The following is a 24,956-nucleotide window of genomic DNA, read 5'->3' as shown; positions in this document are numbered from 1 at the left end:
AACCTCGCCCCTCGCAGCCGGCACGCCGGTCGTAGGATGGGTGGCGGCTGCCAGGGAGCCACCGGTCCGCGGAAACGGGCTCAGCCCGCCTGGGGTGTGCGTCGCGTGTCGCCATCGTTCTCCTTTCGGCCTGACCGAGCGGACATCAGGCAGACGAAAGGAGGCCGCCGTGCCCACTCTGGACCTGCCCGACCGCCCCCACCTCGACAGCCTGCGCCGCCAGGCGCGTGCCCTGCAGCGGGCGGCCCGTGCCGGCGAGCCCGAGGCCGTCGCCCGCCTGGACCGCCACCACCCCGGCGGAGCGCCGGCCGACCCCGCCGCGCTGCCGCTCAGCGCCGCGCAGCTCGTCGTCGCCCGCGAGTACGGGTTCGGCAGCTGGCCCCGACTCACCCGCTACCTGCGGACCGTCGAGGAGCACGGCTGGTACACCGCGCTCGGCGCCGCGCCGGCGGACGACCCGGCGGACGAGTTCTGCCGGCTGGCCTGCCTCACGTACGGCGCCGAGGACGGGCCGGCCCGCTGGGCGCAGGCCCGCGCGCTGCTCGCCCGCCATCCCGACCTCACCGCGGCGAACATCTGGGCCGCCGCCGCGGCCGCCCGCCCCGACGACGTCGGCCGCCTGCTGGCCGCGCGGCCGGGCGCGGCGACCGCGCGAGGCGGGCCGTTCCGGTGGCGGCCGCTGTTCTACCTCGTGTACTCGCGCTTCGACCCCGCCGTGCCCGCCGAGCCGGTGCTCGCGGTCGCCCGGATGCTGCTGGACGCCGGCGCGGACCCCGACGAGGGGTACCTGTTCGACGCGCTGCCGTCCCCGTTCACGCTGCTGACCGGGGTGTTCGGCCACGGCGAGCAGGGCCGGCCGAGGCAGCCGAGCCACCCGCACTGGCGCGAGCTGGGCCGGATGCTGCTTGCGGCCGGCGCCGACCCGAACGACGCGCAGGCGCTGTACAACCGCATGTTCGAGCCGGACGACGGCCATCTGGAGCTGCTGTTCGAGTACGGGCTGGGCACCGGCGACGGCGGCCCGTGGAAGGCCCGGATCGCCGACCTCACGCCGCCCGCGCGGATGCTGCGGATCCAGCTGCGGTGGGCGATCGAACACCACCAGCGCGCCCGGGTACGGCTGCTGGTCGAGCACGGCGTCGACTTTCGCTCGCCGTTCGAGGGCAGCGGACCGGCGTGGAGCCCCGGCGACGGCCGTACGCCGGTAGAGCTGGCCTGGCTCAACGGCGACACCGAGATCGCCGACTACCTCGTCGCCCAGGGCGCCACGCCGCTCGGCCCCGACCCGGTGCGGGAGCTGATCGCGGCGGCGTTCCGCGCCGACCGGTCCACTGTGGAACGCATCAGCGCCGAGCACCCCGACGCCGTGGCCGAGGCCCGCCGCACCCGTCCGGGCCTCATGGTGTGGGCGGCCACCCAGGCACCCATCGAGACGGCCACGCTGCTGGCCGGGCTCGGCTTCGACGTGAACGCCTACGGCCGCGGCGACGCACCGGTCGAGGAGCCGTGGGAGACCGCGCTGCACCAGAGCGCGGTCCACGGCAACGTCGAGCTCACCCGCCGCCTGCTGGCGCTGGGCGCCGATCCGAGCCTGCGCGACCGCCGCTTCGACGCCACTCCCCTGGACTGGGCCCGCCACTTCCACCAACTCTCGACGGCGGCCATCCTCAGCGAGCTCACCTAGCGATGATGGTCAGGTCGTCGCGCGTGTAGGGCCGCTCGCGCGGGAGCAGGTCGGTCGCGGGATGGGCGGCGCGGAACCGGGACAGCGCCGCCCACGTGACCGCGGTGTCGACCAGGTCGAGGTGGCTCAGCTCGTACCGCTCCAGCAGGGGAAGGATGGCGTCGCTGACCGGTGTTCCGCGCAGGCTCAGGGTCCGCAGGCCGGCCACGCTCTCCAGCAGCGCCGCGACCTGCTCGTCCGTGCCCTGGCCGAGGCGGACGCTCAAATGGTCGAAGCGCTCCGGAAGGCGGGTCTTTCCCGCGACGGTGGCGGCGCCAAGGCCGATGTCGCGCACCGACGGTCCGAAGCCGCCGTCCAGCCAGAGCGTCTGGGCGGCGGTGAGCTCCACGCGGGTCAGGCCGGGCGCGAGCGTGGCGAGCGCGTCGAACCCCCACGGCCGCGGCGGCAGGCCGGCGATCGTCATGCTCGTGAGTGTGTCGAGACGCTGGTCGGCGGCGCTGACCCGAAAGCCGGTCGGTGTGGCCAGCCGCAGGTGGAGCCTCGCCAGCTTCGGCAGGCGGGCGAAGGCAGACATGGCCCCGGGTCCGAGGGAGCACGCGCGGTGTTCGAAGAGCGCGACGTTCGGCAGGTGCGGCAGGGCGCGCAGCTGGTCGCCGTCGAAGTCGCCGGTCATCAGCACGAACGACCACACGTTGGCGGCCACGCGCGCCAAGTGGTCGAGGTCCGCGCGATCCCAGCACTCGCTGCGGGTGTGGATGCTGAACGGGCTCCCGTCGTGAAGCGGCGGCAGCGCCGGACCGAGGACGTGAAACGGCGCTCGGCCTTCCCGCAGGTGGTACAGGTGCGCGTCGTCGCCGGTGAAGCGGCCGCAGCACACAAGCTCGACCACGGTCGCGTCGCCGGTCTCGCCGACCACGGCGACGTTGACCCACTCGGGCACGCGGCCGTCGCGCCAGAGCTCGCCCACGGCGGTCGCCGCGTCGCAGCGGCGCAACGCGGCAGCGCGGTCGGCGGCGCCGTCGCCGGGATAGCGCCGCTCACCCGGGCGCCGCGGGTGCCCGTCGTAGGACTGGTTCAGCCGGACCCGGAACACCAGCCGGGACGGCAGGTCCTCGCGGACCAGTGACCGCGCGAACGTCCACGCCGCCTCGGCCGACGCGTCCAGCCGCGCCGCGAACACGTCCCGTTCCACCTCGCCATCCTCGCGCACCGCTGCGGGCCGCGCGGCGGGCGGCCATGATGGGTGGATGCTCCGGAAGATCGACTGCGTGATGGTCAGGGTCGCGGATCTGGCGGCGGCGAGCGAGTTCTACGGCCGGGTGTTCGGGCTGCGGCCGCTCTGGCAGGACGAGACCTCGGTCGGCATGGGCATGCCCGAGACCGACGCGGAGATCGTGCTGCACACGCTGGACCTGCCGGCCGAGCGCAGCGTCTACTACCTGGTCGACGACGTGCCCGGCGCGGTGCTCACCGCCGAGGCTGCCGGCTGTGTCGTCGCCGAGGGACCGTTCGACATCGCGATCGGCAAGTGCGCGGTCCTGCGGGACCCGTTCGGCAACACGGTCGGGCTGCTGGACATGAGCAAGGGCCCGCGGACCGCCGGGCCTTCCTGACCCGGACCGCTCCGGCGGCGGTCAGTCGTGCAGTTCGGTGCGTTCGATCTCGGCGAACGCCGCCGTCAGGTACCCCGTGAAAGGCTGTGGTGTCGCGGCCAGCAGGTGCGCGACAAGCAGTGCCGCGTGGCGGGCCAGCACCTCGGGGTCCGGGCGCGGCGCCTGCTCGTCCGGGTCGTGCACGCCCAGCGCGCCGGCCAGCAGGATGAGCAGCACGTGCGGGTCGACGGCCGGCTCCCACGCGGCGGCGGCGCGGGTGCACTGCTCGATCACGTGGCGCACGTCGTCGCCGGCCAGGCCGTCCGGGTGTGCCTCCTCCAGCAGGAGGCGGACGGCGGTACCCAGGACAAGGCCGGACCCCTCGGCGGCGGCGAGCGGGCCGGCGGCGGCCGCGAGCCCGTCCCGGTCGTGCGCCTGTGCGGCGGCGACCGCGTCCGTGGCGGTGACCGCGATCGCCCGGGCGGAGGTGGGCAGGTGGCGCCAAGTGGTACTCATCGGACCCTTCCGTCGCGGGAAGTGTCCATCATGGCAAAGCGTCACCGGTGCGGCTGGACGAGTCCCGCGTCGTACACGAAGACGATCGCGGCGGCCCGGTCGCGGGCGCCGAGCTTCTGGAAGAGCGCGCCCGCGTGGGTCTTCACGGTGGTCTCGGCGAGGAACAGCCGCTCGCGATCTCCCGGTTGGAGGCGCCGCGGGCCGTGAGGCGCAGGACGTCGAGCTCGCGTTCGGTGAGGGCGCCGAGCCGGTCGTGGTGGCGGGCGCGCGGCGGGGCCAGCTGGCGGTAGGAATCGCGGCGGGTGGCCTCGACGCCGTCGGTGCCGGGCATGCGCACGTCCATGCAGACGACCGTCGGCGCGTGCTCGGCCACCGCCCGTACGACCTCGCCGCCGTCGTCGCGCTCCCCCACGACCTGGTGGCCGCCGGCGAGTGCCACGGGTCAACCGGTGCGGCCGACGAAGGCGTCCAGGCCGTCGAGGATGCGCGCCAGCCCGAACTCGAACGCGAACCAGTGGTCGGCCTCGCGGTCACCCGTGCCGCTCGGGTCTTCGGCCCACTCCACGTACGGGCGGTGCGCGGCCCACCACTCCCGCTCCGTGATGCCCGACTCGCGCTCGGTGCGGGCCGCCTCCACCGACGCGCGGGCGGCACCGTGCACATAGGACGCCAGCGTCATGAGCACCGCGTTGCGCTCGGCCGGCGTGAGGGTGGTGCCGTCCATCGCGCGCAGGTCCTGCTGGTACTTGGCCACCACGTTCGGCCCGAACGGTGGGCGGCGGGTCGCCACCTCCAGCAGCCACGGGTGGCGGTGGTACCGGTCCCAGTCGCGGTGCGCCACCCGCTCCAGGCGGGCGCGCCACGCGGGCGCGTCGGGCTCGTCGGTGCCCTCGCCGCAGGCGCGGTCGAGCATCAGCACCTCGAGCTCGGGCTTGCCGGGCACGTGCGTGTAAAGGCTCATCGTGCCCACCTCCAGCCGCGCGGCGACCGAACGCATCGTCACCGCCGCCAGCCCGTCGGCGTCGGCGAGCTCGACCGCGGCCGTGACGATGCGGTCGACGGAGAGGTCGTTGCCGCGGCGGGTGGCGCGCTCGGCGCGGCGCCACAGCAGCGCGAGGGAGCGGGTGGGGTCGGCGGGCATGGGCACGGGGTTCACCATACCGTGCCGTACCATGTACGGTACGACGTACGGCAACGACCCAGGGAGGACCCACATGCGTTACGCCGTCATCGCGCCCGGAGGCGCCGAGGGCAGGCTTCTCACAGTCGCGCCCGCGGCCGGCGGGCTCGCGGTCACCGAGGAGGCGGCCCCACCCGCGCTGCTGGCGACCGTGCGGGAAGCCGGCTTCACGCGGGGTGCGGTCATCCTCGACACGTCGGCCGACCCACTGAGCGCCGACTCAGTGGACGACCCGGTCGCCCAGCTCACCTACGCCGGCCCGGCCGCCGACGCCCTCCACGCGGAGCACGCCGCGCGCGGCCTCGTCGACGACCGCGCGCCCACCCGGGCGCAAGGGCAGATCACGATCCAGGCCCCACCGGAACGGGTGTTCGCCGTCCTCGCCGACGTCGAGACCTGGCCCGCCATCCGCGCGGACATCTCCGACGCGCACGCGGAAGGGCCGGCCGCGCCCGGGGTGCGGTTCACGTGGCGCGGCGGCGCAAACCTCTTCACCTCGCGGTGGGGCATCGTCACCCCGGGCGAGCGGCTGACCTGGACCAGCGTGGTGCCCGGCGCGCGGGCCGCGCACGTCTACGACTTCACGCCCGACGGCGCAGGCGGCACGCTGCTTCGCTGCCGCGAGTCGCTGGCCGCGCCGGTGCTGGCCCGCTTCATCTCCAGCGCCGTGCTGCAGGCCGGCGTCGACTCCTGGCTGGCCGGCGTGAAGGCGGTCGCCGAGACAGCTACGTGACCGCGACCGGCGCCTACCAGCGAGGGCCGTAGAGTCCCCAGTACGCGGCTGTGAGCAGGAGCACGGCGCTGGTGCCCAGCGATACGGCCAGCGTGGCCCGTTGCGCCCCGGTCGCGCTCCAGCCGTCTGCCCGGGCCACGATCAGCTCCCTTGTGGCGAGCACCGCGAGCACCACGGCGCCCAGCGCGGCGAATCTCAGGACGCCCCAGCCGGCGTGGAACAGCACCGCCGAACCGTTGCGGGTGTAGCCGAGGCCGACAAGGAGTCCGATGTAGACCCAGAGACCGATGAACGTCGCCGTGCTGGATCGGGCGAGGATCCGCGTTCGGGCCTCCACCGCCGGCCACGGCCCGCCACCGGCGCGGGCCCGGCGCCGAAGGATCCCCGGCACGACGAGGTAACCCACCACCATCAGGCCGATGGTCACCGCAAGGGCCGGGATGCCACCGTACCAACGTGGTTCGGGCAACGGCACCGACGCGAACCGCTGTCGCGGCGCCGGCCCGGTCACCCGCCCGCCCGTCGCGCCGCTGGCCGGCAGGCCCGTGATCCAGTCGGTTATCGTGCGCAGGTACCCCGGTGCGCGCTTTCCGTCGACCCGCAGTCCGTGGTCGGCGCCGCCGAAGAACGCGACCGTGTACGAGGTGTTTCCGCCGCGGCGCAGCCCGTCCGCCACCGCGCGGGTGCTCTCCGCCGGCGGGACCAGGAAGTCCTCGGTCCCGTATACGAGGAGAACGGGTTGGCGCACCTTCTCCCAGGTGTCCTGTGGCGGATCCAGGTGGAGGGTGGCGATGCGTCCGGCGCCGAGCACCTGCGCGGCGAGCCGCCGGGCGCCGGACGGAGATCCGGCTCTGGCAAGTCCTTCTTGGACAGACCATATCGTGTTGCGCAGCGGACCGCGCACGGCTCCGGAGACGACGACCGCGAACCCGATCTCGGCGTGCCGCGAGGCGGCCAGCGGGACGACCCGGCCACCCTCGCTGAGCCCCCACAGCCCGGCCCGCGCCGGGTCGACGTCCGGGCGCCTCCGGAGCATCGCCGCCACCGCGGCGGCGTCCTCGGCCAGCTGGTCGAAGTCGCGGTTGCCGAGGTACGAGTAGTCGGAGCGCTTGTCGTACGCGACCGCGACGATGCCGGCGCGCGCGAAGTCCTCGGCCATGCCGAGGAAGGCGTTGCGGCCGTTGGACCCGGCACCCTGGACGAACGCCACCGCGGGATGGCGCCCGGGGGTGGCGGGCGCGAACACGGTGGCGGCCAGCCGCGCGCCGCGCACCGGCACTTCAGTGTCCTCCCGCCGTACCTCAAAGGACGCCGCCGGCTCGGTGTCCGCGACCGGCTGGTCCGACCCGCCGGGCGGGCTCGCCAGGGGCTCCCCGCGGTACGGCGCAGTCCGCCACGTGGGCGCGAGCGCCTCACCGACGACGCTGAGCACGACCACACCGGCGGCGCATGCGACGGCGAGGGACGCCACCGAGCGGAGCATCGCGGCGTTCACCGGTGTGGCCCCCAACCGCCACCGCGGCGAGCGCGGTGGTGACGACGAGGTTGTCGAGCGCCGCCATGTCAGCCGGTCGGCAGTGCGGTCAGCTCGTGGATCGTCCGCTCCACCCGGCGCGCCTCGGCCGCTGAGTGGGCGGTCAGGTCCGGATACATGCGCCGGCAGATGCCGGTCAGCACCCGGCCCGGACCCACCTCGACGAACGTGTCGATGCCGTGGTCGACCAGCCGCTGTAGCGACTGTCGCCAGTGGACGGCACCGACCAACTGCTGGCGCAGGGCACCGCGGGCGGCCTCGCCGGTCTGTATGACCGTGGCCGAGACGTTGGCCACCACCGGCACGCGCGGGTCGTGGAAGCGCACGCGGCTCAGCTCAGCGTCCAGGTGTTCCTGCGCGGCGCGCATGAGCGAGCAGTGGAACGGAGCCCCGACGTTCAGCGGGACCACCTTCGCGGACCGGCCTCGGGCGCGCACGGCGGCGGCTGCCACTCCCGCCAAGGTTCCGGAGATGACGTGCTGGGTATCGTCGTTGTAGTTGGCCACCTCGACCACCTCTCCAGTGGTGACCATCGCCTCCCCGCAGCACTTGATCACGTCCAGGGTGGACAGACCGATGATCGCGACCATGGCGCCGGGCGTCCGGTCGTTGACGGCCGCCATCAGCTCCCCCCGCCGGCGGACGAGCCGCAGCGCGTCTGTCCAGTCGAGCACGCCAGCGGCGACCAGCGCCGTGTACTCGCCGAGGCTGTGCCCGGCGACCATGCCCGGCTCGGGCAGGCTCCGTTCCAGCAGCCGCAGCGCGGCGATGCTGGCGACGAAGACGGCGGGCTGGGTTATCTCGGTGCGTTGCAGCTCGGCGGCCGGCCCGTCCCAGCACAGCCGCGACAGCGGCAGGCCCAGTACGTCGTCGGCGGCAGCGAACACCTCGCCGCACACCTCGGGGTAGCGCTCGGCCAGGTCGCGGCCCATGCCGGGGCGCTGCGAACCCTGTCCAGGGAAAAGGTAGGCGGTGGTGGTCATGTGTCCTCCCGGTCCGGTGCGTGGTGGTCGACGAAGTACCAGTTGCGCGTGGCGGGCGCGACGAACCCGGTCCGCTGCCGGAACGTGCGAGGCAGGGTCTTGCCGATGTCGTTGCCGAGGTGCTCAAGGACCGCCTTGGCGCTGGTGAAACCGGACGTGATGGCGCGGTACGAGGAGCACCCCTCTTCGGTCCAGTGGCCCGACAGGTAGAGGCCCTGTACCGGGGTGCTGTGCGGGAGCCGCTTGTTGGCGAACTGGTTCGCCGTGTTCTCCCAGCCGTACATCGCGGCCCGCGTCCCCCGGGTGAACCGGTGCATGGTGATCGGCGTGCCGATCTCGCGGTAGGTGAGGTGGTCGGAGAGACCCGGCACGACCCGGTCGAACTGGCGGATCATCGTGTCCGCGAAGCTCTCCTTGATCTCGTGCCACGGCTGGCCGGGGTCCCACGGCGCGAGGGCGGTCAGGATCGCGGTGTGCTCGCCGGCGGGCGCGAGACCGGGGTCGCAGAGGGTCGTGTTGGACATCCAGGCCGAGGCAGGGCGGCCGGCGAGGACGTCCCGCCAGTTCTCCTCGTGGTCCCAGTGCGGGTGCAGGAACGTCTCGTGTGCCAGCCCGAGCGAGCCCAGGTCGAGGTCGGTGGCGGCGAACACGGTGAACGCCGACAGCGACGGCGTCATGCGGCGCAGCCGCCGCAGGTAGGGCTCGGGCAGGTGCTCCTCACCCAGCATCCCGGTCAGCGTCGTCGTGGCGTCCGCGTTGGACACCACCACCCGCGCCCGCCGCGTGACGCCGTCGGCGGTGCGCACGCCGGTGACCCGGTCTCCGGCGACGAGGATGCGCTCGACCGGCGTACCGACGTGGATCTCCCCGCCGTACCGGGTGACAGCCGCGGCGAACGCGTCGGCGAGCTTCTGGAATGACCCGAGCGGGTATCGCACGCCCTCCAGGTAGGTGTTCAGCATCTGGGCGAAGTTGAGCAGCGAAAGCCGGGACGGCGGCGTGCCCAGGAACGGCCAGGCGGCGGTGCAGACGGCCCGGGCCAGCGGGCTCGGCACGTAGTCGTCCAGGGCGTCGCTGACCGGGCTGGACCGGTACCGGGCGAAGGTGGGCCGCTCCGCCATCATCGTCGCGAGCGCGCGCGGGTCGGCCCGCATCTGGAGCCAGGCCATCTCGTCCAGCACGTCGCGGAGCACCTGGAAGAAGCGGCGCACCTGGGCGCCCTCGGCCCCGCCGAGCAGGTCGGCGTTGGTCTCCACGAAGGCGTCCCAGCCGGCCGGCGCGCACACCGTGACGCCGTCCGGGAAGGCCGCGCCGTAGAAGTGCGGCGACAGCACGTACGGGCACAGATCGTCGACGCCAAGGTACTCCAGCAGGTTCCAGACGATCTCCCCGGACTGGATGCCGTGCACCGCCGGGTCGAAGGTGTACCCGCCGCGCACGAAAGCGTGGGCGAGGCCGCCCACCCCCTCGCCCTGTTCCAGCACGGCGACCCGTTCGCCGCTGTGCGCGAGCAGCGCGGCCACCGACAGCCCGCCCAGGCCGGCGCCGACCACGACGACGTCGTACTCCGCCTCGGTCTTCACCCCGCACCCCCGTCCGGTCCGGCCAGCGTCCAGTCGACGAGCACGCCGGCGTGCACCCACTTGCTGCTCTCCACGCCCACCAGCAGCACGCGCTGGCCCGGCTTGACCAGTCCGGCGCGCCAGCCGTCGTCGAGGCAGACCAGCGGGCCGGCGCAGCCCAGGGCGCCGCGCCGGGACAGGCTGTCCACGAACTCGCCGTCGAGCCGCCGCCACTCGTCCCGGTCCAGGTCGGCGCTGGCCAGCGCGTCGCGCATCCACCCGGCGTTGCCCTCCGGCACCACGCACACGTCCACGCTCTCCGGCGCCGCACCGCAGCGCTCCAGCGTCTCGCCGATGGCGGCGGCGACGAGCGCCGGGGCGTACGCGCCCGCGGAGACCACGTCGACGGTGAGGGTGACCAGCCGCTTGGCCGCCTGCTGCCGGTGGATGGGGCGTGCGTGCCGCCGCCGACCACCTTGATGCCGGGTGCCCGACCGGGTCCGACCGCGCTGGTGGCCCCGCCGAGCAGCCCGCCGGGACCGCTGTCGTCCCGGCGCAGGACCACGGCGCCGGCGCCGTCGCCGAACATGAAGGCCGGGATGCGCTCGCGGATCCGGACCTTCTGCGGCGGTACGCCGAGGAAGATCGGCGCGAGCGCGGGCGAGCTTGCCTCGCTGCCAATGACCAGCGCGGTGCGGTAGGCGCCAGTGCTCAGGTACAGCCGGGCGATCTCCATCGCCTGCACCGCGCCGGCGCCGGCCGAACGGAGCTCGATGGTGGCGCACCGGCCGGCGCCGAGCCGATCCTGGACCAGGTTGACGGTGGGCGGCAGTGGAAACTCCGGGGTCGCGGTGGCAACCAGCAGCAGGTCGATGTCGTCGGCCGTGAGCCCGGCCGCACGCAGCGCCGCCCGGCCCGCCTTCTCGCACATACCCGAGTTGCTGTCCAGATGCTCGCCGGTGGACGGGTCGATCAGCCAGTGCCGCGATTCGACGCAGATGTCCCGCGCGACCTCGTCCGGCAGCGGGCCGACCAGCTCCTCGACCCGCGCGCTGCTGATCGGCTCGCCCGGCAGGTGGCTGCCGACGCCCACCACCCGCACGCCGGCGCTCACCACTTCGACCGCCCGAGGCCCAGGCCGGCCATGCCGCCACCGTCCACATTGAGCAGGACGCCGGTGAGGTAGTTGGACTCCGGTCCGGAGAGGAAGCGGATCGCCCCGGCGACCTCCTCCACCATCGCGAAGCGGCGCATCGGGATCTGGCGCTTCATGTGCTTGGCCGCCTCGCCCTCGGACAGCCCGGCCACCAGGTCGGTGGGGACGAAGCCGGGCAGCACCGCGTTGACCCGGATGCCGAACCGGGCCAGCTCGACGGCGCTGGCCCGGGTGAAGGCGTCGATCGCGCCCTTGGACGCGGCGTAGTTCGACTCGCCGGTCCAGCCCCGCTCACCCATCACCGAGGAGACGTTCACGATGACCCCGTCGCGGGTGACCATGAAGTGCTCCAGGACGCTCTTGGTGCAGTTGAACGTGCCCCCGAAGTTGACCTTCATGACGTCGAGCCAGTCCTCCGGCTCCATGTGGTAGATCAGCGCGTCCTTGGCGATGCCCGCGTTGTTGACCAGGATGTGCAGGTCGCCGAACGCCTCGATGACCTCCTGCACCAACCCGCGCGCCTCCTCGTACACGGACACGTCGGCGGCGAAGGCCGCGGCCCGGCCACCGGCTGCCTCGATCGCCTCGACCACTTCGTGGGCGGAGTCCTTGCCGGCGCGGTAGTTCACCGCCACTGTGGCACCGTCCGCCGCGAGGGCCAGCGCCGTGGAGCGGCCAATGCCGCGGGACGCACCGGTGACGAGCGCGACGCGCTCGGTCAGCTTCATCGAACCTCCTCGTGGGTTGCCGTGCGAAGCAGTAGGGAGACGCTGGCGCCGCCCAGCGACATGGAGTTGACCAGCGCGGGGCCGGTGTCCGGGTCGGCCGTGGCGAGATCGGCGGCGGCGAGCGCGAAGCAGAGCGCGCCGCTCGCCCCGAGTGGCTCACCAAGCACGGACTTGGGCGCGTGCCGCGCCGGCATCCGGTCGCCGAACAGCGCCTGCGCCGCCCGCCGCTCGGCCTGGTCGGCGACGCTGAGCCCGGCCGCGGCCAGCCACAGCGCCGACACGTCGGCCGGCTCGGCACCCCCGTCGGCGAGTGCGGCGCGCATCGCCCGGCCGGTGGCGACGCCGTCCCGGTCCCAGTCCACACCGGGTACGACGTGGGTGGCGGCGCCGTACCCGGTGATCTCGGCGAGAACGCGCGCGCTGCGTGCCTGGGCGTGCCGGCGGCGCTCCAGCACCACGGCGACGCTGCCCTCGGCCAGAGGCAACCGGTGGTCGCCGGGCGTCAGGGAGAGCAGCCCGAGGTCCCGGTAGGCCCGTACGACCAAGTCGTCGACGATGTCGGTGGCGGTGCACACCAGCGCCTCGCAGTGCCCGAGCCGCAGCAGGTCGTAGCCGTAGGCCAGCGCGGTGGCGCCCGAGGCGTGACCGGTGCTCACCGTGGACGTCGGGCCGCGCAGGCCCAGATGCTGGGCGACCTGGCCGGCGGCCTGGTTGTAGACGGTGTTGGGAAACCAGCCGGGATCGGCGGCCGCCGCGCCTTCGGCCAGCAGTGGCCGGGTGAACCGTGCCATCGCCTCCACCGGGCCGGCGCCGGTGCCGAAGACGATGCCGGCCGGCGACTCCACATCCGCCCCGGACGGCAGCTTCGCGTCCGCGAGGGCCTTCGCCGACGCGACGATGCTGGCCACGGTGAGCCGGTCCATGCGCCGCCGCGCCTTGCGGCTCAGGTACGGCTCCGGGTCGAGCGCCATCGTGCCGACCCGGACCCCGGCCACCTCGCCGGTCAGCGGCGCCTTGCGCGACACCGCCTCCTGGGCCGCGGCGACCCCGTCGCCGGCCGGACCGAGCACCGCCAGGCCGGTGACCACCACCGCGTCCAGGTCAGGCGCAGGCGGCCGCCGCCCCGAACCGGCCCGGGTCAGCGCCAGGCAGGCGTTGGACCCACCGAACGCGAAGTTGTTGGAGAGCGCCACGTCGGTGCGGACCGGCCGCGCGTCGATCGGCACGTAGTCCAGGTCGCAGTCGCGGTCAGGGCCGAGGTAGGAGGCGGTCGGCGGAGCGACGCCGCAGGCGAGGGCGCGCGCGGTGACCAGGGCCTCCGCCGCGCCGGCGGCGCCGAGCAGGTGGCCGATGACGGACTTGGTGCTGCTCACCGCCAAACCGTTGGCGGCCTCGCCGAGCGCGAGCCGGATCGCCTTTGTCTCGGCCGGGTCGTTCTTGTCGGTGCCGGTGCCGTGGCCGTTGAGGTAGCCCACATCGGCGGGGGCCACGCCGGCCAGGCGCATGGCGGTCCGGATCGCCCGAGCCGCGCCGCTGCCGTCGGGCCGCGGGCGGTCGGGTGGTAACCGTCGGCGGACAGGCCGTAGCCGGCCACGTACGCGATCGGCGCCGGACCGTGCGCCGCGGCCAGGTCGGCGCGGGCCAGCAGCAGGAACACACCACCCTCGCCGAGCGACAGCCCTTGACGCCCCCGCGAGTACGGCCGCGCCGGCTCGCTGGCCAGCGCCTCCAGCGAGCTGAATCCGGCGAAGCAGACGTCGGAGAGGGCGTCCGCGCCGCCCGCGAGCATCAGGTCGGCCCGGCCGGTGCGGATCAGGTCGGCGGCCCAGCCGATCGCGTTGGCGCCCGAGGCGCACGCCGTGTTCACCGACAGCACCGGACCGCCCAGGCCGAACGCGCCGGCCAGCGCCTCCGCGGTCGCCTGCGGCGGTACGAGTGTGGCCAGCAGTGGGTCCGGCCGATCGTCGCGTTCCAGGGCGGCCAGCCACTCGCGGCCGGCGATCAGCCCGGCGTTGCAGGTGCCGAAGACGACCCCGGCACGCTCGCCGCCGGCCGCCGCCACCAGGGCCGGGGCCTCATCCAGCGCCTCGGCGGCGGCATGCAGCGCGAGCTCGACGACGCGCTCCCGGAAACCCTCCGGCCGGCGGTACGCGTGTGGCGCCTCCTCCAGGTCGGTCACCTCGCCGGCGAGCTTGGTGCCGTACCCGGACATGTCGAGCCCGGTCACCGGGCGGATCGCCACCCGGCCGGCGCGGGCGCCGTCCCACAGCGAGGACGCGCCCCGCCCCTGCGCGGTGACTGCCCCGGCGGCAACGATGGCCACGTCGTGGTGCTGCATCACAGTCCCCTCATCCCCCATTCGCTCCTGCGTGCCGTCAGACGCCCGCGAGCGCCAACGCGACGTTCTGCCCGTGCAGGCCCCGGGCGAGCGCGAGCGCCCGCCGTACCGGAATCTGGCGGGCCTGGCCGGGAACCCAGTCGAACGCGCAACGCGGGTCCGGGTCTTCGAGGTTCAGCGTCGGCGGCACGACGTCCTCGCGGACCGCGAGCGCCGCCACCGCCACGTTGACCGCGCCGGCCGCGGCGACGAGGTGGCCGACCGCTGGCTTCACACTGCTGGCGACCGTGTCGGCCCCGGCGCCGAGCGCGGCGCGCAGCCCGGCGTGCTCGCTGGCGTCGCCGAGCACCGTGGCGCACCCGTGGGTGGCCACGTAGTCGGGTCCGCCGGAGGGGAACCGCGCGTCACGCATGGCCGCGACGATGGCCGCGGTCAGCGCCTCACCGTCGCGTTCCGGGGTGACCATCGCACCGACGTCGAACGCGCTGCCCGCGCCGGCCAGCTCGGCGTAGATCCGGGCGCCGCGGCGGCGGGCCGCACTGTACTCCTCCAGGACGAGCATCGCCGCCCCCTCCCGAGCAGCGATCCGCTGCGCTCGCGGTCGTACGGGCGGAATGCGCGCTCGCCGAGGTCGTTGCGGTCGGTCAGCACGCCGAGACCGTCCATCTTGGACATGGCCCAGAAGGAGACGCCGGAGTCGAAGCCGCCGCAGATGGCCACTGTGGACTCGCCTCGCCGCACGGAGCGGTACGCCCGCGCTATCGCCGTGGCACCGGCGTCGGCCGTGCCGTGGAAGTAGGCGTTGGCGCCCATCGCCCGGTATCGCTGGGAGACGTGGAACAGCGACGCCGCCTGCAGGCCTTCGACGTAGAACAGGGGGTAGAAGCTCGACTCCATCCGCTCTCCGAGCACCCGCTCCTCGGCTCGGCCCCGCTCGTCGCGGACCGCCAACGCGCCGTCGATGAGGTGCTGTGGCCGGGAGATGTCCTTGTTTCCGCCGAGGAACACCCCCAACCGGCTGACGTCCGCCGTGTTCAGGTCCAGGCCGCTGTCCTCCACCGCGAGCTGTACGCCGGCGAGCGCGAGCTGGTCCTCCCGGGTGGTGCTGCGCAGAGTGCGCCGGGAGGCGAACAGCCCGGGGTCGAAGTCCCTGAGCTCCGCACCGAACCGGGTGTTCAGGCAGGTCGGGTCGAACCCCTTGAGGTATCCGATGCCGGTGCGGCCGGCCAGCATCGCCTGCCAGGTCGGCGCGACGCCGGTGCCGACCGGGGTGAGCAGTCCGATGCCGGTGACCGCGACGCGGTTCATCGGACCACCCCGGCGGGAGCCCACCGTGTCCACCGCACGCGAAGCTCGGCGACGGTGGCGACGGTCCGGCCGTCCACGCGTACGGTGCCGCTGAACGCGGGGTCGCCTTCGGCGCCGCCCAGCCGGACGACGGTCAGCTCGACGCAGTCTCCGGGCTGGACGAAGTGGCGCCAGCGCACCCGGCGGGCGCCGGTCAGCGACCAGTCGCCGCGATCGGGTCCGGTCGTGGCGGCGTCCGCGACAAGCCCGGCGAGGGTGGCGAGGTCGTCCAGGATGAGCACGCCGGGCATCACGGGCTTGCGCGGGAAGTGAGTGGCCAGCAGCGGCCACGTCGCCGGGACGTTGCGGACGGCGGTGCCGGCCTGGCCGGGGGCGAGGTCCAGCAGCCGGTCGAGGCCGCCGCGCTCGGCGGCGCGCAGCAGCTGCTCGACGGATACGGCGGGCGCCGGTGGCGGCGGCGCGGCGGCGGTGGGTGCCGGTAACGGCTCTTCCGCGACGGCGGCGCCCAGGCCAGCCGGTCCGGCCGGCTCGGGCGTGCGTACCACCAGGCAGGCGTTGGTGCCGCCGAACGCGAACGCGTTGACCATCGCGGCGCGGACCGGCTGGCGCCGCGCGACGCCCGGCACGTAGTCGAGGTCGAGCCTCGGGTCGGGGTGGGTGAGGTTGATGGTCGGCGGTACCACCTGGTCGGCAATGGCGCCCAGCGCGGCGAGCAGGTTGAGCCCGGCGGCCGCGGAGGTCAGGTGCCCGGCCATCGACTTCGGTGAGCTGATCGCCAGGTCGTAGGCGTGCGCGCCGAAGACCTCCTTGATCGCGACGGTCTCGCTGCTGTCGTTGCCGGGCGTCCCGGTGCCGTGGCTGACCACGTAGTCGATGTCGGTGGGCCGGAGCCCGGACTCGGCGAGCGCCTCGCGCATGGCGATGATGCAGCCACCTCCATCGGGTGGTGAGTCGGTGATCCGGTACGCGTTGAGACTCGAGCCGTAGCCGACCAGCTCGCCGAGGGCAGCCGCGCCTCGGGCCAGCGCGTGGTCGCGCTCCTCCAGGACGGCCATCACCGCCCCCTCGCCCAGCACGAAGCCGGAACGCCGGGCGTCAAACGGCTTGGAGGCCCGCTCGGGCGCGTCGGCGTCGTCCGCGGTGAGCGCGCCGAGGAGGCAGAAGCCGAGCACGTCCATCCAGGTGGTCAGCGCGTCGGTGCCACCGGCGACCATCATGTCGGCGTCGCCTTCCTGCACCAGCCGGTACGCCTCGCCGATCGCGTGTCCGGCGCCGGCACACGCGGTGCTGACGCTGACGTACGGGCCGCGGCAGTCGCCGAGCCGGGCGATGACGGCGGGGCCGACATTCTGGTCGCGCGCGAGGACCTCGTTCGGCGACTGGCGGAAGATCTGGCTGTGCTTGGTGGACTCGAGCAACCAGGACATGTCGGCCAGCTCCTGGAGCTCGACGCGGCCGACCGTACCGCCGACCGAGACCCCGCGCCGCCACGGGTCGGTGCCGTCCAGGTCCCCCGCCTGGCGCAGCGCCTCCAGCGCGGCGGCGACGCCGTATCCGGCGGAGCGGGACAGGTGCCGCCGGTCGCGGCGGTCCGGCACCGCCTCGGCGACTGAGAACCCCTCCACCTGCCCGGCGATGCGGACCGGAAAGGTGCTCGCATCGAACGTCGCGATCTCGCGTACGCCGCTGCGCCCGGCCATCAGCGAACGCCAGGTGCTGGGCGCGTTGTTACCCAGCGGGGTGACGGCGCCGATGCCGGTGACGACGACCCGCCTCACCGCGGCCCTCCCTGCCCCACGAGCCGGTCCAGCTGGAGCCGGGTCACCTCCGGGTCGTCGAGCTGCGCGACGTCGACCAGGGCACACATCACGTCGGTGGCGCGCAGCACCACCCGGCCGTCGACGGTGGCCACACCCGACATCACCGCGGCCTCGTCGGACATCGACTCGACCCAGGCGTCCACATCCAGCACGTCGCCCGGGCGCACCGGGCCGGTGACCTCGACTTCGGCGACGGACAGCAGAGCGGCCCGCCGGCGCACCCCGGTGCTGAGCATGACCAGCCACGCGCCGGCCTGGCACAGGGCCTCCAGGACCAGCGCCGGCGGCATCACCGGCCCGCCGGCCGAATCGCGCCAGTAGGTCTCCAGCCGGGACGTGACCTTGCGGGTGCGTATCGACTCGTCGGGGACGTGGCCGAGGATCCGGTCGGTCAGGTGGAACCGCATCACGGAGCCTCCGCTTCCGGCGGCGATCCCCATGGTCAGCCAACCGGCGCAGCGTGGCGGGCGAGGATCAAGTCGACCAGGTTGCCGACCGTGAACAGGCCCATGACCTCCTCGGCGGGCAGCTTGCCCCGCAGGTCGTCGACGGCGATCTGCGGCATGACCTTCTTCAGCTGGGTGAGCCCGAGGTCGGAGACCACGCCCTCGGGGGTGCCGAACTCCTCCTCGGTGTACTCGCCCTGGATGTGGTTGGCGAGATCGCCCGCGGTCACCTTGATGCCGAGGGTCCGCTCGAGCCGAAACAGGATGTCCAGCAGATCGATGGACTCGGCGCCAAGGTCACCGAGGAGCGTCGCATCGAGGAGCACCTCCTCGGGTTCGACGCCGAGTGCGTCGACCATCGCCGCGTTTACGGCTTCCACGACAACTTCGCGCGTGACGGCCATTGGTGGCCTCCTTCTCTAAGGCATCGGTGAATGCGCTTTTGACGACCTCGCATAGATGACCCTGGCCGAGCCGCGATTCGTACAGGGTCGGCGAGATTTTCTCGACGAAATTGCGCCGGGCACGTTCCGGATCACCGAATGGCTCGAGCACGGAATCGCAGCGGCATTGGCCAGGCCGGTAACATTCGCTTAACATGAATCCGAACGGTACGAAACCCGCCACTGGGACTACCGATCCGCGGTCGGGAGGGCAGCGCATGGAGGCGGACGAGATACCCGACGACATGCTCCTCGAGGAGCTACGCCGGGCGCTCGGCGGAGCCGTGAACGGACCCGAGGTCGCACTGGCCGTGGACATCCCACGGACCATGCCGCCACGACGGTGCGGGGAGACACCCGGCGGGCCGGCGGCAGCCCGCTCCGGCGAGCCGGCGGCGGGCATGCCCGGCGAAGAGTCGGCGAGTGGGGGCTAGCTCACCGCGCGTCGCGGGCCAAGACTCCGGACCTGGTCCAGGTGCCGGACACACCCGGGCCTGCTCTGGGAGGGCGCGCCGGACGGTGTCCGGCACCGCGACTCGCCAGCGGCGGCATCGAGCTCTCCGAGGGCCTGCCGCAGCCGCTCCAGGCAGCGTGAACGCACCGGGCCGACCGAGCCGGCCGCCAGCCCCATCGCGTCGCTGACCTCGGCGTAGCTCCGCCCTTCGACCAGCAGCGCCAGCAGGTGCTGGCACTGCGCCGGCAGTGACCGGAACGCAGCACGCAGCCGCGTCGCGAACTCGCGCGAGACGACCACTTCCTCGGCCGACACCTCGTGCCGGCCCCGCTCCAACAGCACGAGGTCTCCGGTGGGCGCGGGCGGCTGCTTCGCGCCGACGTGGCGCAGTGCCTCGCGCCGGGCGACCATGGACAGCCACTCGGTGAGCAACTCCGGTTGGCGGAGCCCGTCGAGCCCGCGCCACAGGCGCACCCAGGTGGCCTGGCTGACGTCCTCGCAGTCGGCCGCATTGAGCCCGTACGACCGGGCGATGGCTCCGACCAGCGGCGCGAACCGCCGCACCAGCGTCGCCCACGCACGCTCGTCGCCGGTCCGGCAGTCCCGCACCAGCAACTCGGTGTTTCCTACCCTCTCCACAAAGCCTCCCCGAATCCAATGTGAAAGAAGTACGCGTCCCTCGTGCGAAAGAGACCTTTCGTCCAGATGCGCCGTGCGCCCTCTAAAACGCGACCAGCATTTGATGCGGCAACTATTGCCCCTCATGCCGAACAGCCATGCTGATGGTCGCCGAAAAGACTCGCGTTAACGAATACCCTTTCCCCCTCACCCGCGAGCGTCGTGTCGTTGATCGGGAGGTGAAGGCGAATCCTCCCGATGACTTCAGCGCACGGCCAGATTCCGCAGACGGTCGCGCCGAGCGACCCCGACCGGTGGGACCGGTGTCGGGCAGCCCTCGGCGATCTCGTCCGCCGTGACAAGTCCGTCCTCGATCGCCCGCACCAACATGTCGGCTTTGGTCGGAGCCGCTCGGCCCACCTGTGCGTACTTGAGCCGCGCTCGCCGGATGTACATGTCGACGGTGTGCGGCGAGATGCCCATACGGCTGGCGACGGACGCCTTGGACATCGACTGGAACCACCACAACAGCGCGGTGCGTTCGCGCTCGGACAGGATCGGAGCGTCCGGGCGCCGATCGCTGGCAAGGACCCCGGCCGCCGTCGGCGTGACGTACGGCCGGCCCTCGGCGACCGCGAAGACCGTCGTCAAGAGGTGGTCCGCCCCCTCGCTCTTGGCGACGAACGCGTACGCGCCGGCGTCCAATGTGGACAGCACCAGCTCCTCCTCGGTGAACTGGGAGAACGCGATGACGCGCTGCCCCACCTCGGCCAGCGCCGCGATGTCGTCGACCACCAGGCGCCCGTCCAGGTTCAGGTCGATGATGACCACGTCGACCTCGGACCTGTAGGGCGGCACCCGGTGCCCCACGTGTTCTATGTGGACCCGGGGCTCCACGCTCAGCCAGGCGCGGATCCCCTCAATGACGACCGGGTGGTCGTCGATGATGCTGACCCGGACAGGTTCGGCGGTTTTCGCCATCGGACCTCCACCCACAACTGGTTCGCGTCCTGATCGTGGACGACCGACACGGGCAGGACCTCCCGCAGGTCGTCCAGCACATCGGCGGGAGCGTCGGCGATCACGCTCACGATCACTTCGGCGGCGTCGGCCACGACAGTCAGCCGGGCCCGGCTCACGGCCGAGGCGAGGACGAGCAGGACCACCTCGGTGAGATAGCGCCGGGCCACCGTGGGTACCTCGGGCAGCCGGCCGCAGTTGAAGAACGTGACCTCCACGCCGCGCCGTTCGGCCAGGTCCGTGCAGGCACGCAGCTCGTGCAGCAGTGGATCGGCCGAGTCGTCGGTCTCGGCGAAGAGCCGTCGCAGCCGCGCCGCCTCCACCCCGGCGATCCGCCGCACCTCCGGGGCGACCGGGTCAAGCGTCCCGTCAGCCAGGCCCCGCACGATCGGCTCGATCCGCTCCCGGACCTCGCGGTAGCGGCGTTGCCGCTCGGCGTGCACCGCCTCGTCGATCGCGGCGCGGGCCTGGTGGTCCGCCCGAGCCAGGGTCAGCTCGGTCGCCCGCCGGGCAACGCCGTTCAGATGGTGACTGACCACGGCGAACAGCATCTGCACTCCCACGGTGGCGTAGCCGACAATGACAAGTCGTCCAGTCATGACGCGGTCGAGCGAACCGTCGGCGGCGACCGCGACGACCGTGATCGCGGCGTTCGCGGCCTGCATGACGACCAGCTCCCACAGCGGCCGGTGCATCAGCAGCAGCACCCCGCACCAGCCGACCGTGTTCCATGCCCAGCTCAAGTCGCTCAGTGCCTGACCCGGTGGGTAGGAGAAGATCGCGAGAACGCTTGCGCCGACCGCCGCGGCGGCGAGCAGGCGGTCGACGTGGGCGGCGGCGCCCGAGCCGCGCAGCAGAAGGACCGACCCGACGACCTGCACGACGGAGACGATCAACCAGGCGCCCACCGCGGCCGGGCGTGAGGTGTACTCCGACCAGCTCCGAACGATGATCAATACGTCATAGCAGAAGTGCCAGACCAGCATGATCGCGACGACGCCGACCCGCATGGCAGCGGCGTACCGGGCGGCCACGGAGTCGCCCGCCGGCGGGCTAGCCATCCGGCCACCGCAGGACCACCCGGGTGCCGGTGCCCGAACCTGACCGCACCCTGGCCGAGCCACCGATGGAACGCATGCGACCTTCGATGGACTCCCGCACCCCCCGGCGGTGGGGCGGGACGGCGGTGATGTCGAATCCCACACCGTTGTCGCTGACGGTGACGCTGACACCGTCGTCGTGCGCCCGCGCGGCCAGGTGTGCCTCGCCCGTGTCGGCGTGCCGGGCGACGTTGGTGAGCGCCTCGGCGACGCACTGCGCCATCGCGGTCGCCACGTCGGCCGGCAGCTCCACGGGCGAGATGTCGGTCGACACGTCGAGCGGCGTACCGCCGAGCTGCGGCCGTACCGTGCCGAAGCGCAGCATCAGGTCCAGGCGCACCATCGGTCGCCCCGGCTCGTCCGCGCTCGCCGGACGGGCCCGCAGCCCTTCGATGACGGCCAGGTCGGCGGCGGCGCATTCGCGCAGCGCTGTGGATTCGCTGGCGATGCCACCGGTGTGCACCATGGTCAGCGTGGCCAGCACCGTGTCGTGCAGGTGCCGCTGGTGGTCGCGCTCGTCGGAGCGGACGGCGGCCCGGACGATCGCCGCGTGACGGCGGTCGGCCGCGTCCGCCAGCACAGCGTCCGCGGTGTCCGCGCTGCGGCGGAGCGCCGTCACGAGGCCGGCGGCGAGCACGGCCCCGACGGCCAGATGTAGCGGTGCTTCGCGCACCTGGCCGTCGCCGACCGCGTAGGCCGCGGCGACGAGGAAGCCAACCGCCAGACCGAACGGCTGCCGGAGCCCGAACTGCGCGATCCACACGCTGGCGCCGGCGATGATGTCAACCCAGCCGGTGCCGGCGCTGACCGCCCGTACCTCCGCCGGGACGAGCCACGGGTGCGCGAGCAGGAGCAGCATGACCACGAGGACATCAGCGCACGTCAGCAGCGGCGACGGGCCGCGGCGTAACATCTGGAGCGCGAACAGCCCGCTCCACAGCAGGATCCCCAGGCTGCCGGCGATCACCCAACCGGGGCGGGCCGGCGGCGCGAGGCCGACCATGGCCACCACGGCGCCCACAACCCCGCTCGACAGCCGCACCGTCACCATGAGCGGTGTCAGCATCCGGCGGACGCCCATGCTGGCGAGGGTCGCCAGCGCGTCGTCGGCTCCGAAGCCGCGGAAGGCGACGAATCCCATTTATAAGACCCACATTCGAGTGGCGTGAAGACCAGCCTGGGGTGTCGAACTTCGCTGATCGTATCGACGGAAGCGGACGCACGCATGACCCGCGTTCAGGGAACAGCGCACGCGCGCCGGAACGCCGGGGCTGCGCCGCGGGGTGACGGGTTGTGGCCGTCACCATGCCGGAGGCCTGCGGGTCACCGACGGCGACCGTGACCGATCCGGACGGCAGGACCTCCTCGCCGATGTTCGACCTGGTCCCGGTCCAGAGTGGACTCTCGTTGGACGGCGCTGACCCGACCGGGTTCATCCGTTCGTCCGAGGCCGTACATCGCTACTACCAGCCGGTACTTTCCGTAATCGCTGGGGCGCTCGCCATTGTCGGTGGCGCGTATGGCTATGGCGGATCTCCGACGGCACGTCCGGGTCGTCCGCGGTGGCGACGTCATCGCGGCGGGCGCAGAGGCGGTCGAGGGCGGCCAGCTCCGGCTCGGCCTTCGCCGCAGCCGGCGGCCCGCGGACGCGGGTGGGGTTCAGGCGAGGATGCGGGCGAGCGTGCGCTGGCCCATGCGACTCATGGTGGGGTTGGTCTCGCGGTAGTACCAGACGGTCCCCATCGCCTGCACGAACGCCCACGCCTTGCCGCGCTCCCACTCCAGGTCGGTGGGGCCCAGGTGGGTGCGGAGGGCGTGCCGCGGCCCGGCCTCGAGCAGGTGCCAGGCGCCCACCAGGTCGAGCGCGGGGTCGGCCGGGCCGAAGCCGCCGACGTCCAGCACGCCGGCGAGGCGGCCGGCGGCGACCAGGATGTTGCCGGGGATGAGGTCGGTGTGGCTCATCACGTCCGGTGCGGCACCGCGGGGCAGCGTGCGCAGGTCCGACCACATCCGCCGCAGGCGGGGCACGTCGAGCAGGCCCTCGCTGTGCCGGAAGCAGGTGTCCATCCACCCGTCGTGGGTGGGCAGCTCGCCGCCCCGGCCGCCGCCGCGGAAGGTCCGGCCGCGGGTGTCGATCGCCCGCACGTCGGCGATGAACGCGGCCAGGTCCTCCGCGAACCCCACCGACTCCCCCGGGTCGTCGTCGGTCGCCACCACGCCCGGCAGCCAGGTCTGGACGGACCACGGCAGCGGGTACCCGCGGCCGGGCTCGCCGAGCGCGACCGGCTCGGGCGTGGGAAAGCGGGTGCGCCCGGCCAGCTCGGCGGCCGCCTCCGCCTCGGCCGCGAGCCACGCCCGCTTGGCGCCGACGTCGCCGGGCTCCAGCGGAAACCGCGCCGCCAGCCGCTCGCCGATCCGGAAGATCGCGTTGACGGTGCCGCTGGACGGCAACGCACGGACCGGCAGGTCACGCCACCGCGGAAACTGGTCCCCAACCAGCTCCCGCACCGTCTCCAGCGAGATCGTCAGTTGATCGGCATGCATCCGCACGTGTCGCAGCGTCGCCGGTCGCCCGCGCGTCCGGCAACCGACTTTCGCCGCCGGTGCCCTAGATCAGGGACGGTGCGCGCTCCGGCACCTCGACGTCGTCGTGCTCGCCGTGCGCGCACATGCACACGCCCAGCTCGACGACCAGGCGGGCGCGCGCCGGCGTGTACTCGTTCTTGTGCAGCGCCGGCAGCGGACGGTCGCACAGGTCGCAGCGGCGGACGCCGGTCTGGGTGCCGGCGCGGATGTCGGTCATCGGAGAGCCTCCTCGTGGGTCGGGCACGCCGCGCCCCTGAGGGTCGGGGCGCCACGTGCGGACCCTCCACGATTACCCTCCGCACCCCACCGATGCCAATGGGTGGATCACTGGTGACCCAGTTCACGCACAAACGGCTACCGAGTCCGACCAGTGCCTCGACGCTCTCGCGCCCCCTCAGCGGTCGGGTTCCTCCGCCCACCAGAGGACATCTCGCCAGTCCCGCTCCGCGGCCTCCACGTACTCCTGGAGCTGGTGCGCATCGCCATCGGCGAGGTCGAGCAGGGCGTGGAGTACCCGCTCATAGAGCCGATCATGTTGACGGTCCATGATCAACGCGTCGACCGGGGGCAGCAGGTGCCGCGCGGACCGCGCGTACTCAACCGGAAGACCTGAGAGACGTTCCTCGACCGAGGCTGGAAACGGGCGCACGTGTCCCATGGTGCCGCGACTCCACCCGCCCTAGGAGGTCGGGCGCCTCGCGCGCGCTGGCGGGCCACCCCAGCGGACCGCGTCCGGCGGCTCGCCACTGGCCAGGTACGACAGGGCGAGCGCGCGCAGCTGCTCCGGGGTGATGCGGGTCTCGGCCGGGTGGAACGGCGTGGCCGTGCCGTCGAAGTCGAAGGCCAGGTCGCGGTGCCAGGGGCGCACCCCGCGGTGGACCGCGTAGCCCGTGGTCGGGCGGCCGTACGGGAAGGCGAAGCCCCGCTTCTCGTGCCCCACGCCGAGGTGGAGTCCCCGGGTGACGTGCCGGCCACACACGTCCACCCGGGCCTCCAGCGTGACGACCACCGGCTTGTGGCTTTCGTGGATCGACACCAGGAGCGGAACGACGTCCTCTGCGCGGTCGAGGTCGTAACGGTGACCGTCGGCCCAGGTGGCCAGGTACTGCGCAGTCATCGATCGGACGCCCTTTCCGAACGGCACTCACATTTTGT

The 24,956-nt window shown here is 73.2% G+C and carries 26 protein-coding genes and 3 pseudogenes; 4 read left to right on the top strand and 25 right to left on the bottom strand.

Annotated features, from left to right (window positions below; translation table 11 throughout):
• Positions 1–169: 169 nt before the first annotated feature.
• On the top strand, positions 170–1,684 hold the full coding sequence (locus Phou_RS36495) for an ankyrin repeat domain-containing protein (protein ID WP_173065822.1): 1,515 nt from the start codon (positions 170–172) through the stop codon (positions 1,682–1,684).
• On the opposite strand, the gene Phou_RS36490 is transcribed toward Phou_RS36495, so the two are convergent.
• Complete coding sequence (locus Phou_RS36490) at positions 1,677–2,876, bottom strand: hypothetical protein (RefSeq protein ID WP_173065819.1); 1,200 nt, start codon at positions 2,874–2,876, stop codon at positions 1,677–1,679. The genes Phou_RS36495 and Phou_RS36490 overlap by 8 nt on opposite strands.
• 55 nt (positions 2,877–2,931) lie before the next feature.
• Here Phou_RS36490 and Phou_RS36485 point away from each other — a divergent pair, with 55 nt between their 5' ends.
• The gene (locus Phou_RS36485) at positions 2,932–3,297 is read left to right on the top strand and encodes a VOC family protein (RefSeq protein WP_173065816.1); all 366 of its coding nucleotides are present in this window, start codon (positions 2,932–2,934) and stop codon (positions 3,295–3,297) included.
• A gap of 21 nt (positions 3,298–3,318) precedes the next feature.
• On the opposite strand, the gene Phou_RS36480 is transcribed toward Phou_RS36485, so the two are convergent.
• The 3 genes and pseudogenes from Phou_RS36480 to Phou_RS36470 all read right to left on the bottom strand — a co-directional run bounded on the left by Phou_RS36480 (position 3,319) and on the right by Phou_RS36470 (position 4,933).
• Entirely contained in the window at positions 3,319–3,792 is a 474-nt protein-coding gene (locus Phou_RS36480) for a hypothetical protein (RefSeq protein WP_173065813.1), read from the bottom strand.
• Positions 3,793–3,833: 41 nt separating this feature from the next.
• A pseudogene (locus tag Phou_RS36475) lies at positions 3,834–4,123 on the bottom strand (response regulator transcription factor).
• 111 nt (positions 4,124–4,234) lie between these two features.
• Entirely contained in the window at positions 4,235–4,933 is a 699-nt protein-coding gene (locus tag Phou_RS36470) for a TetR/AcrR family transcriptional regulator C-terminal domain-containing protein (protein ID WP_246274397.1), read from the bottom strand.
• 73 nt (positions 4,934–5,006) lie between these two features.
• On the opposite strand from Phou_RS36470, the gene Phou_RS36465 reads away from it, so the two are divergent.
• Positions 5,007–5,705, top strand: coding sequence for an SRPBCC family protein (locus Phou_RS36465; protein WP_173065807.1), 699 nt, complete (start codon positions 5,007–5,009; stop codon positions 5,703–5,705).
• Between the two features lie 13 nt (positions 5,706–5,718).
• Here the strand turns inward: Phou_RS36465 and Phou_RS36460 are convergent, their stop codons facing one another.
• The 13 genes and pseudogenes from Phou_RS36460 to Phou_RS36410 all read right to left on the bottom strand — a co-directional run bounded on the left by Phou_RS36460 (position 5,719) and on the right by Phou_RS36410 (position 17,984).
• Complete coding sequence (locus Phou_RS36460; RefSeq protein WP_173065804.1) at positions 5,719–7,215, bottom strand: alpha/beta hydrolase family protein; 1,497 nt, start codon at positions 7,213–7,215, stop codon at positions 5,719–5,721.
• A gap of 53 nt (positions 7,216–7,268) precedes the next feature.
• A complete protein-coding gene (gene fabD, locus Phou_RS36455; RefSeq protein ID WP_173065801.1) occupies positions 7,269–8,222 on the bottom strand; it encodes an ACP S-malonyltransferase in 954 nt (317 codons plus the stop codon).
• Entirely contained in the window at positions 8,219–9,805 is a 1,587-nt protein-coding gene (locus Phou_RS36450; protein ID WP_173065798.1) for a phytoene desaturase family protein, read from the bottom strand. Before Phou_RS36450 ends, fabD begins: the two co-directional genes overlap by 4 nt.
• A complete protein-coding gene (locus Phou_RS36445) occupies positions 9,802–10,185 on the bottom strand; it encodes a hypothetical protein (protein ID WP_173065795.1) in 384 nt (127 codons plus the stop codon). The genes Phou_RS36450 and Phou_RS36445 overlap by 4 nt, the downstream gene beginning before the upstream one ends.
• Before the next feature lie 149 nt (positions 10,186–10,334).
• Positions 10,335–10,715 (bottom strand): annotated as a pseudogene (locus Phou_RS55830) (3-oxoacyl-ACP synthase); the annotation flags it as partial.
• A gap of 179 nt (positions 10,716–10,894) precedes the next feature.
• A complete protein-coding gene (gene fabG / locus Phou_RS36435) occupies positions 10,895–11,668 on the bottom strand; it encodes a 3-oxoacyl-ACP reductase FabG (RefSeq protein ID WP_173065792.1) in 774 nt (257 codons plus the stop codon).
• Positions 11,665–13,173 carry a beta-ketoacyl synthase N-terminal-like domain-containing protein gene (locus tag Phou_RS36430; RefSeq protein WP_371872246.1) on the bottom strand — a complete coding sequence of 503 codons (1,509 nt, stop codon included), beginning with the start codon at positions 13,171–13,173 and terminating at the stop codon, positions 11,665–11,667. The genes fabG and Phou_RS36430 overlap by 4 nt, the downstream gene beginning before the upstream one ends.
• Positions 13,174–13,313: 140 nt before the next feature.
• Positions 13,314–14,006: pseudogene (locus tag Phou_RS53555) on the bottom strand (beta-ketoacyl synthase N-terminal-like domain-containing protein); the annotation flags it as partial.
• Positions 14,007–14,043: 37 nt separating this feature from the next.
• Positions 14,044–14,472 carry a beta-ketoacyl-[acyl-carrier-protein] synthase family protein gene (locus Phou_RS51575; RefSeq protein WP_218579566.1) on the bottom strand — a complete coding sequence of 143 codons (429 nt, stop codon included), beginning with the start codon at positions 14,470–14,472 and terminating at the stop codon, positions 14,044–14,046.
• Positions 14,439–15,314, bottom strand: a complete 876-nt coding sequence (locus Phou_RS36425; protein WP_218579428.1) for a beta-ketoacyl synthase N-terminal-like domain-containing protein — start codon at positions 15,312–15,314, stop codon at positions 14,439–14,441. The genes Phou_RS51575 and Phou_RS36425 overlap by 34 nt, the downstream gene beginning before the upstream one ends.
• A complete protein-coding gene (locus Phou_RS36420; RefSeq protein WP_173065786.1) occupies positions 15,311–17,092 on the bottom strand; it encodes a beta-ketoacyl-ACP synthase II in 1,782 nt (593 codons plus the stop codon). The genes Phou_RS36425 and Phou_RS36420 overlap by 4 nt, the downstream gene beginning before the upstream one ends.
• On the bottom strand, positions 17,089–17,541 hold the full coding sequence (locus tag Phou_RS36415; RefSeq protein ID WP_173068814.1) for a hotdog family protein: 453 nt from the start codon (positions 17,539–17,541) through the stop codon (positions 17,089–17,091). The genes Phou_RS36420 and Phou_RS36415 overlap by 4 nt, the downstream gene beginning before the upstream one ends.
• A gap of 35 nt (positions 17,542–17,576) precedes the next feature.
• Positions 17,577–17,984 (bottom strand): acyl carrier protein, encoded by a 408-nt coding sequence (locus Phou_RS36410; RefSeq protein ID WP_173065783.1) that lies wholly within the window; start codon positions 17,982–17,984, stop codon positions 17,577–17,579.
• Between the two features lie 257 nt (positions 17,985–18,241).
• On the opposite strand from Phou_RS36410, the gene Phou_RS36405 reads away from it, so the two are divergent.
• Positions 18,242–18,457: a hypothetical protein gene (locus Phou_RS36405; protein WP_173065779.1), complete on the top strand. Its 216-nt coding sequence runs from the start codon at positions 18,242–18,244 to the stop codon at positions 18,455–18,457.
• Here Phou_RS36405 and Phou_RS36400 read toward each other — a convergent pair.
• From Phou_RS36400 to Phou_RS36365, 8 genes are all read right to left on the bottom strand, one after another.
• Positions 18,454–19,116, bottom strand: coding sequence for an RNA polymerase sigma factor (locus tag Phou_RS36400; protein ID WP_173065776.1), 663 nt, complete (start codon positions 19,114–19,116; stop codon positions 18,454–18,456). The two genes, Phou_RS36405 and Phou_RS36400, sit on opposite strands and share 4 nt — an antisense overlap.
• Before the next feature lie 243 nt (positions 19,117–19,359).
• On the bottom strand, positions 19,360–20,076 hold the full coding sequence (locus tag Phou_RS36395; protein WP_173065773.1) for a response regulator: 717 nt from the start codon (positions 20,074–20,076) through the stop codon (positions 19,360–19,362).
• Positions 19,995–21,176: a hypothetical protein gene (locus Phou_RS36390; RefSeq protein ID WP_173065770.1), complete on the bottom strand. Its 1,182-nt coding sequence runs from the start codon at positions 21,174–21,176 to the stop codon at positions 19,995–19,997. The genes Phou_RS36395 and Phou_RS36390 overlap by 82 nt, the downstream gene beginning before the upstream one ends.
• Positions 21,169–22,356 carry a sensor histidine kinase gene (locus Phou_RS36385; protein WP_173065767.1) on the bottom strand — a complete coding sequence of 396 codons (1,188 nt, stop codon included), beginning with the start codon at positions 22,354–22,356 and terminating at the stop codon, positions 21,169–21,171. Before Phou_RS36385 ends, Phou_RS36390 begins: the two co-directional genes overlap by 8 nt.
• A gap of 518 nt (positions 22,357–22,874) precedes the next feature.
• A complete protein-coding gene (locus Phou_RS36380) occupies positions 22,875–23,759 on the bottom strand; it encodes a phosphotransferase (protein ID WP_173068811.1) in 885 nt (294 codons plus the stop codon).
• Between the two features lie 64 nt (positions 23,760–23,823).
• Positions 23,824–24,018: a hypothetical protein gene (locus Phou_RS36375; RefSeq protein ID WP_173065764.1), complete on the bottom strand. Its 195-nt coding sequence runs from the start codon at positions 24,016–24,018 to the stop codon at positions 23,824–23,826.
• Positions 24,019–24,195: 177 nt separating this feature from the next.
• Positions 24,196–24,450 (bottom strand): hypothetical protein, encoded by a 255-nt coding sequence (locus Phou_RS36370; protein ID WP_173065761.1) that lies wholly within the window; start codon positions 24,448–24,450, stop codon positions 24,196–24,198.
• A 30-nt stretch (positions 24,451–24,480) separates the two neighbouring features.
• On the bottom strand, positions 24,481–24,918 hold the full coding sequence (locus Phou_RS36365) for an Imm1 family immunity protein (RefSeq protein ID WP_173065758.1): 438 nt from the start codon (positions 24,916–24,918) through the stop codon (positions 24,481–24,483).
• Between the last annotated feature and the right edge of the window lie 38 nt (positions 24,919–24,956).

The sequence above is a fragment of the Phytohabitans houttuyneae genome (genome assembly GCF_011764425.1).
Taxonomy (GTDB): domain Bacteria; phylum Actinomycetota; class Actinomycetes; order Mycobacteriales; family Micromonosporaceae; genus Phytohabitans; species Phytohabitans houttuyneae.
Note: the sequence above shows the minus strand (reverse complement) of the source record. Positions and strands in the feature narration are given on the sequence as shown.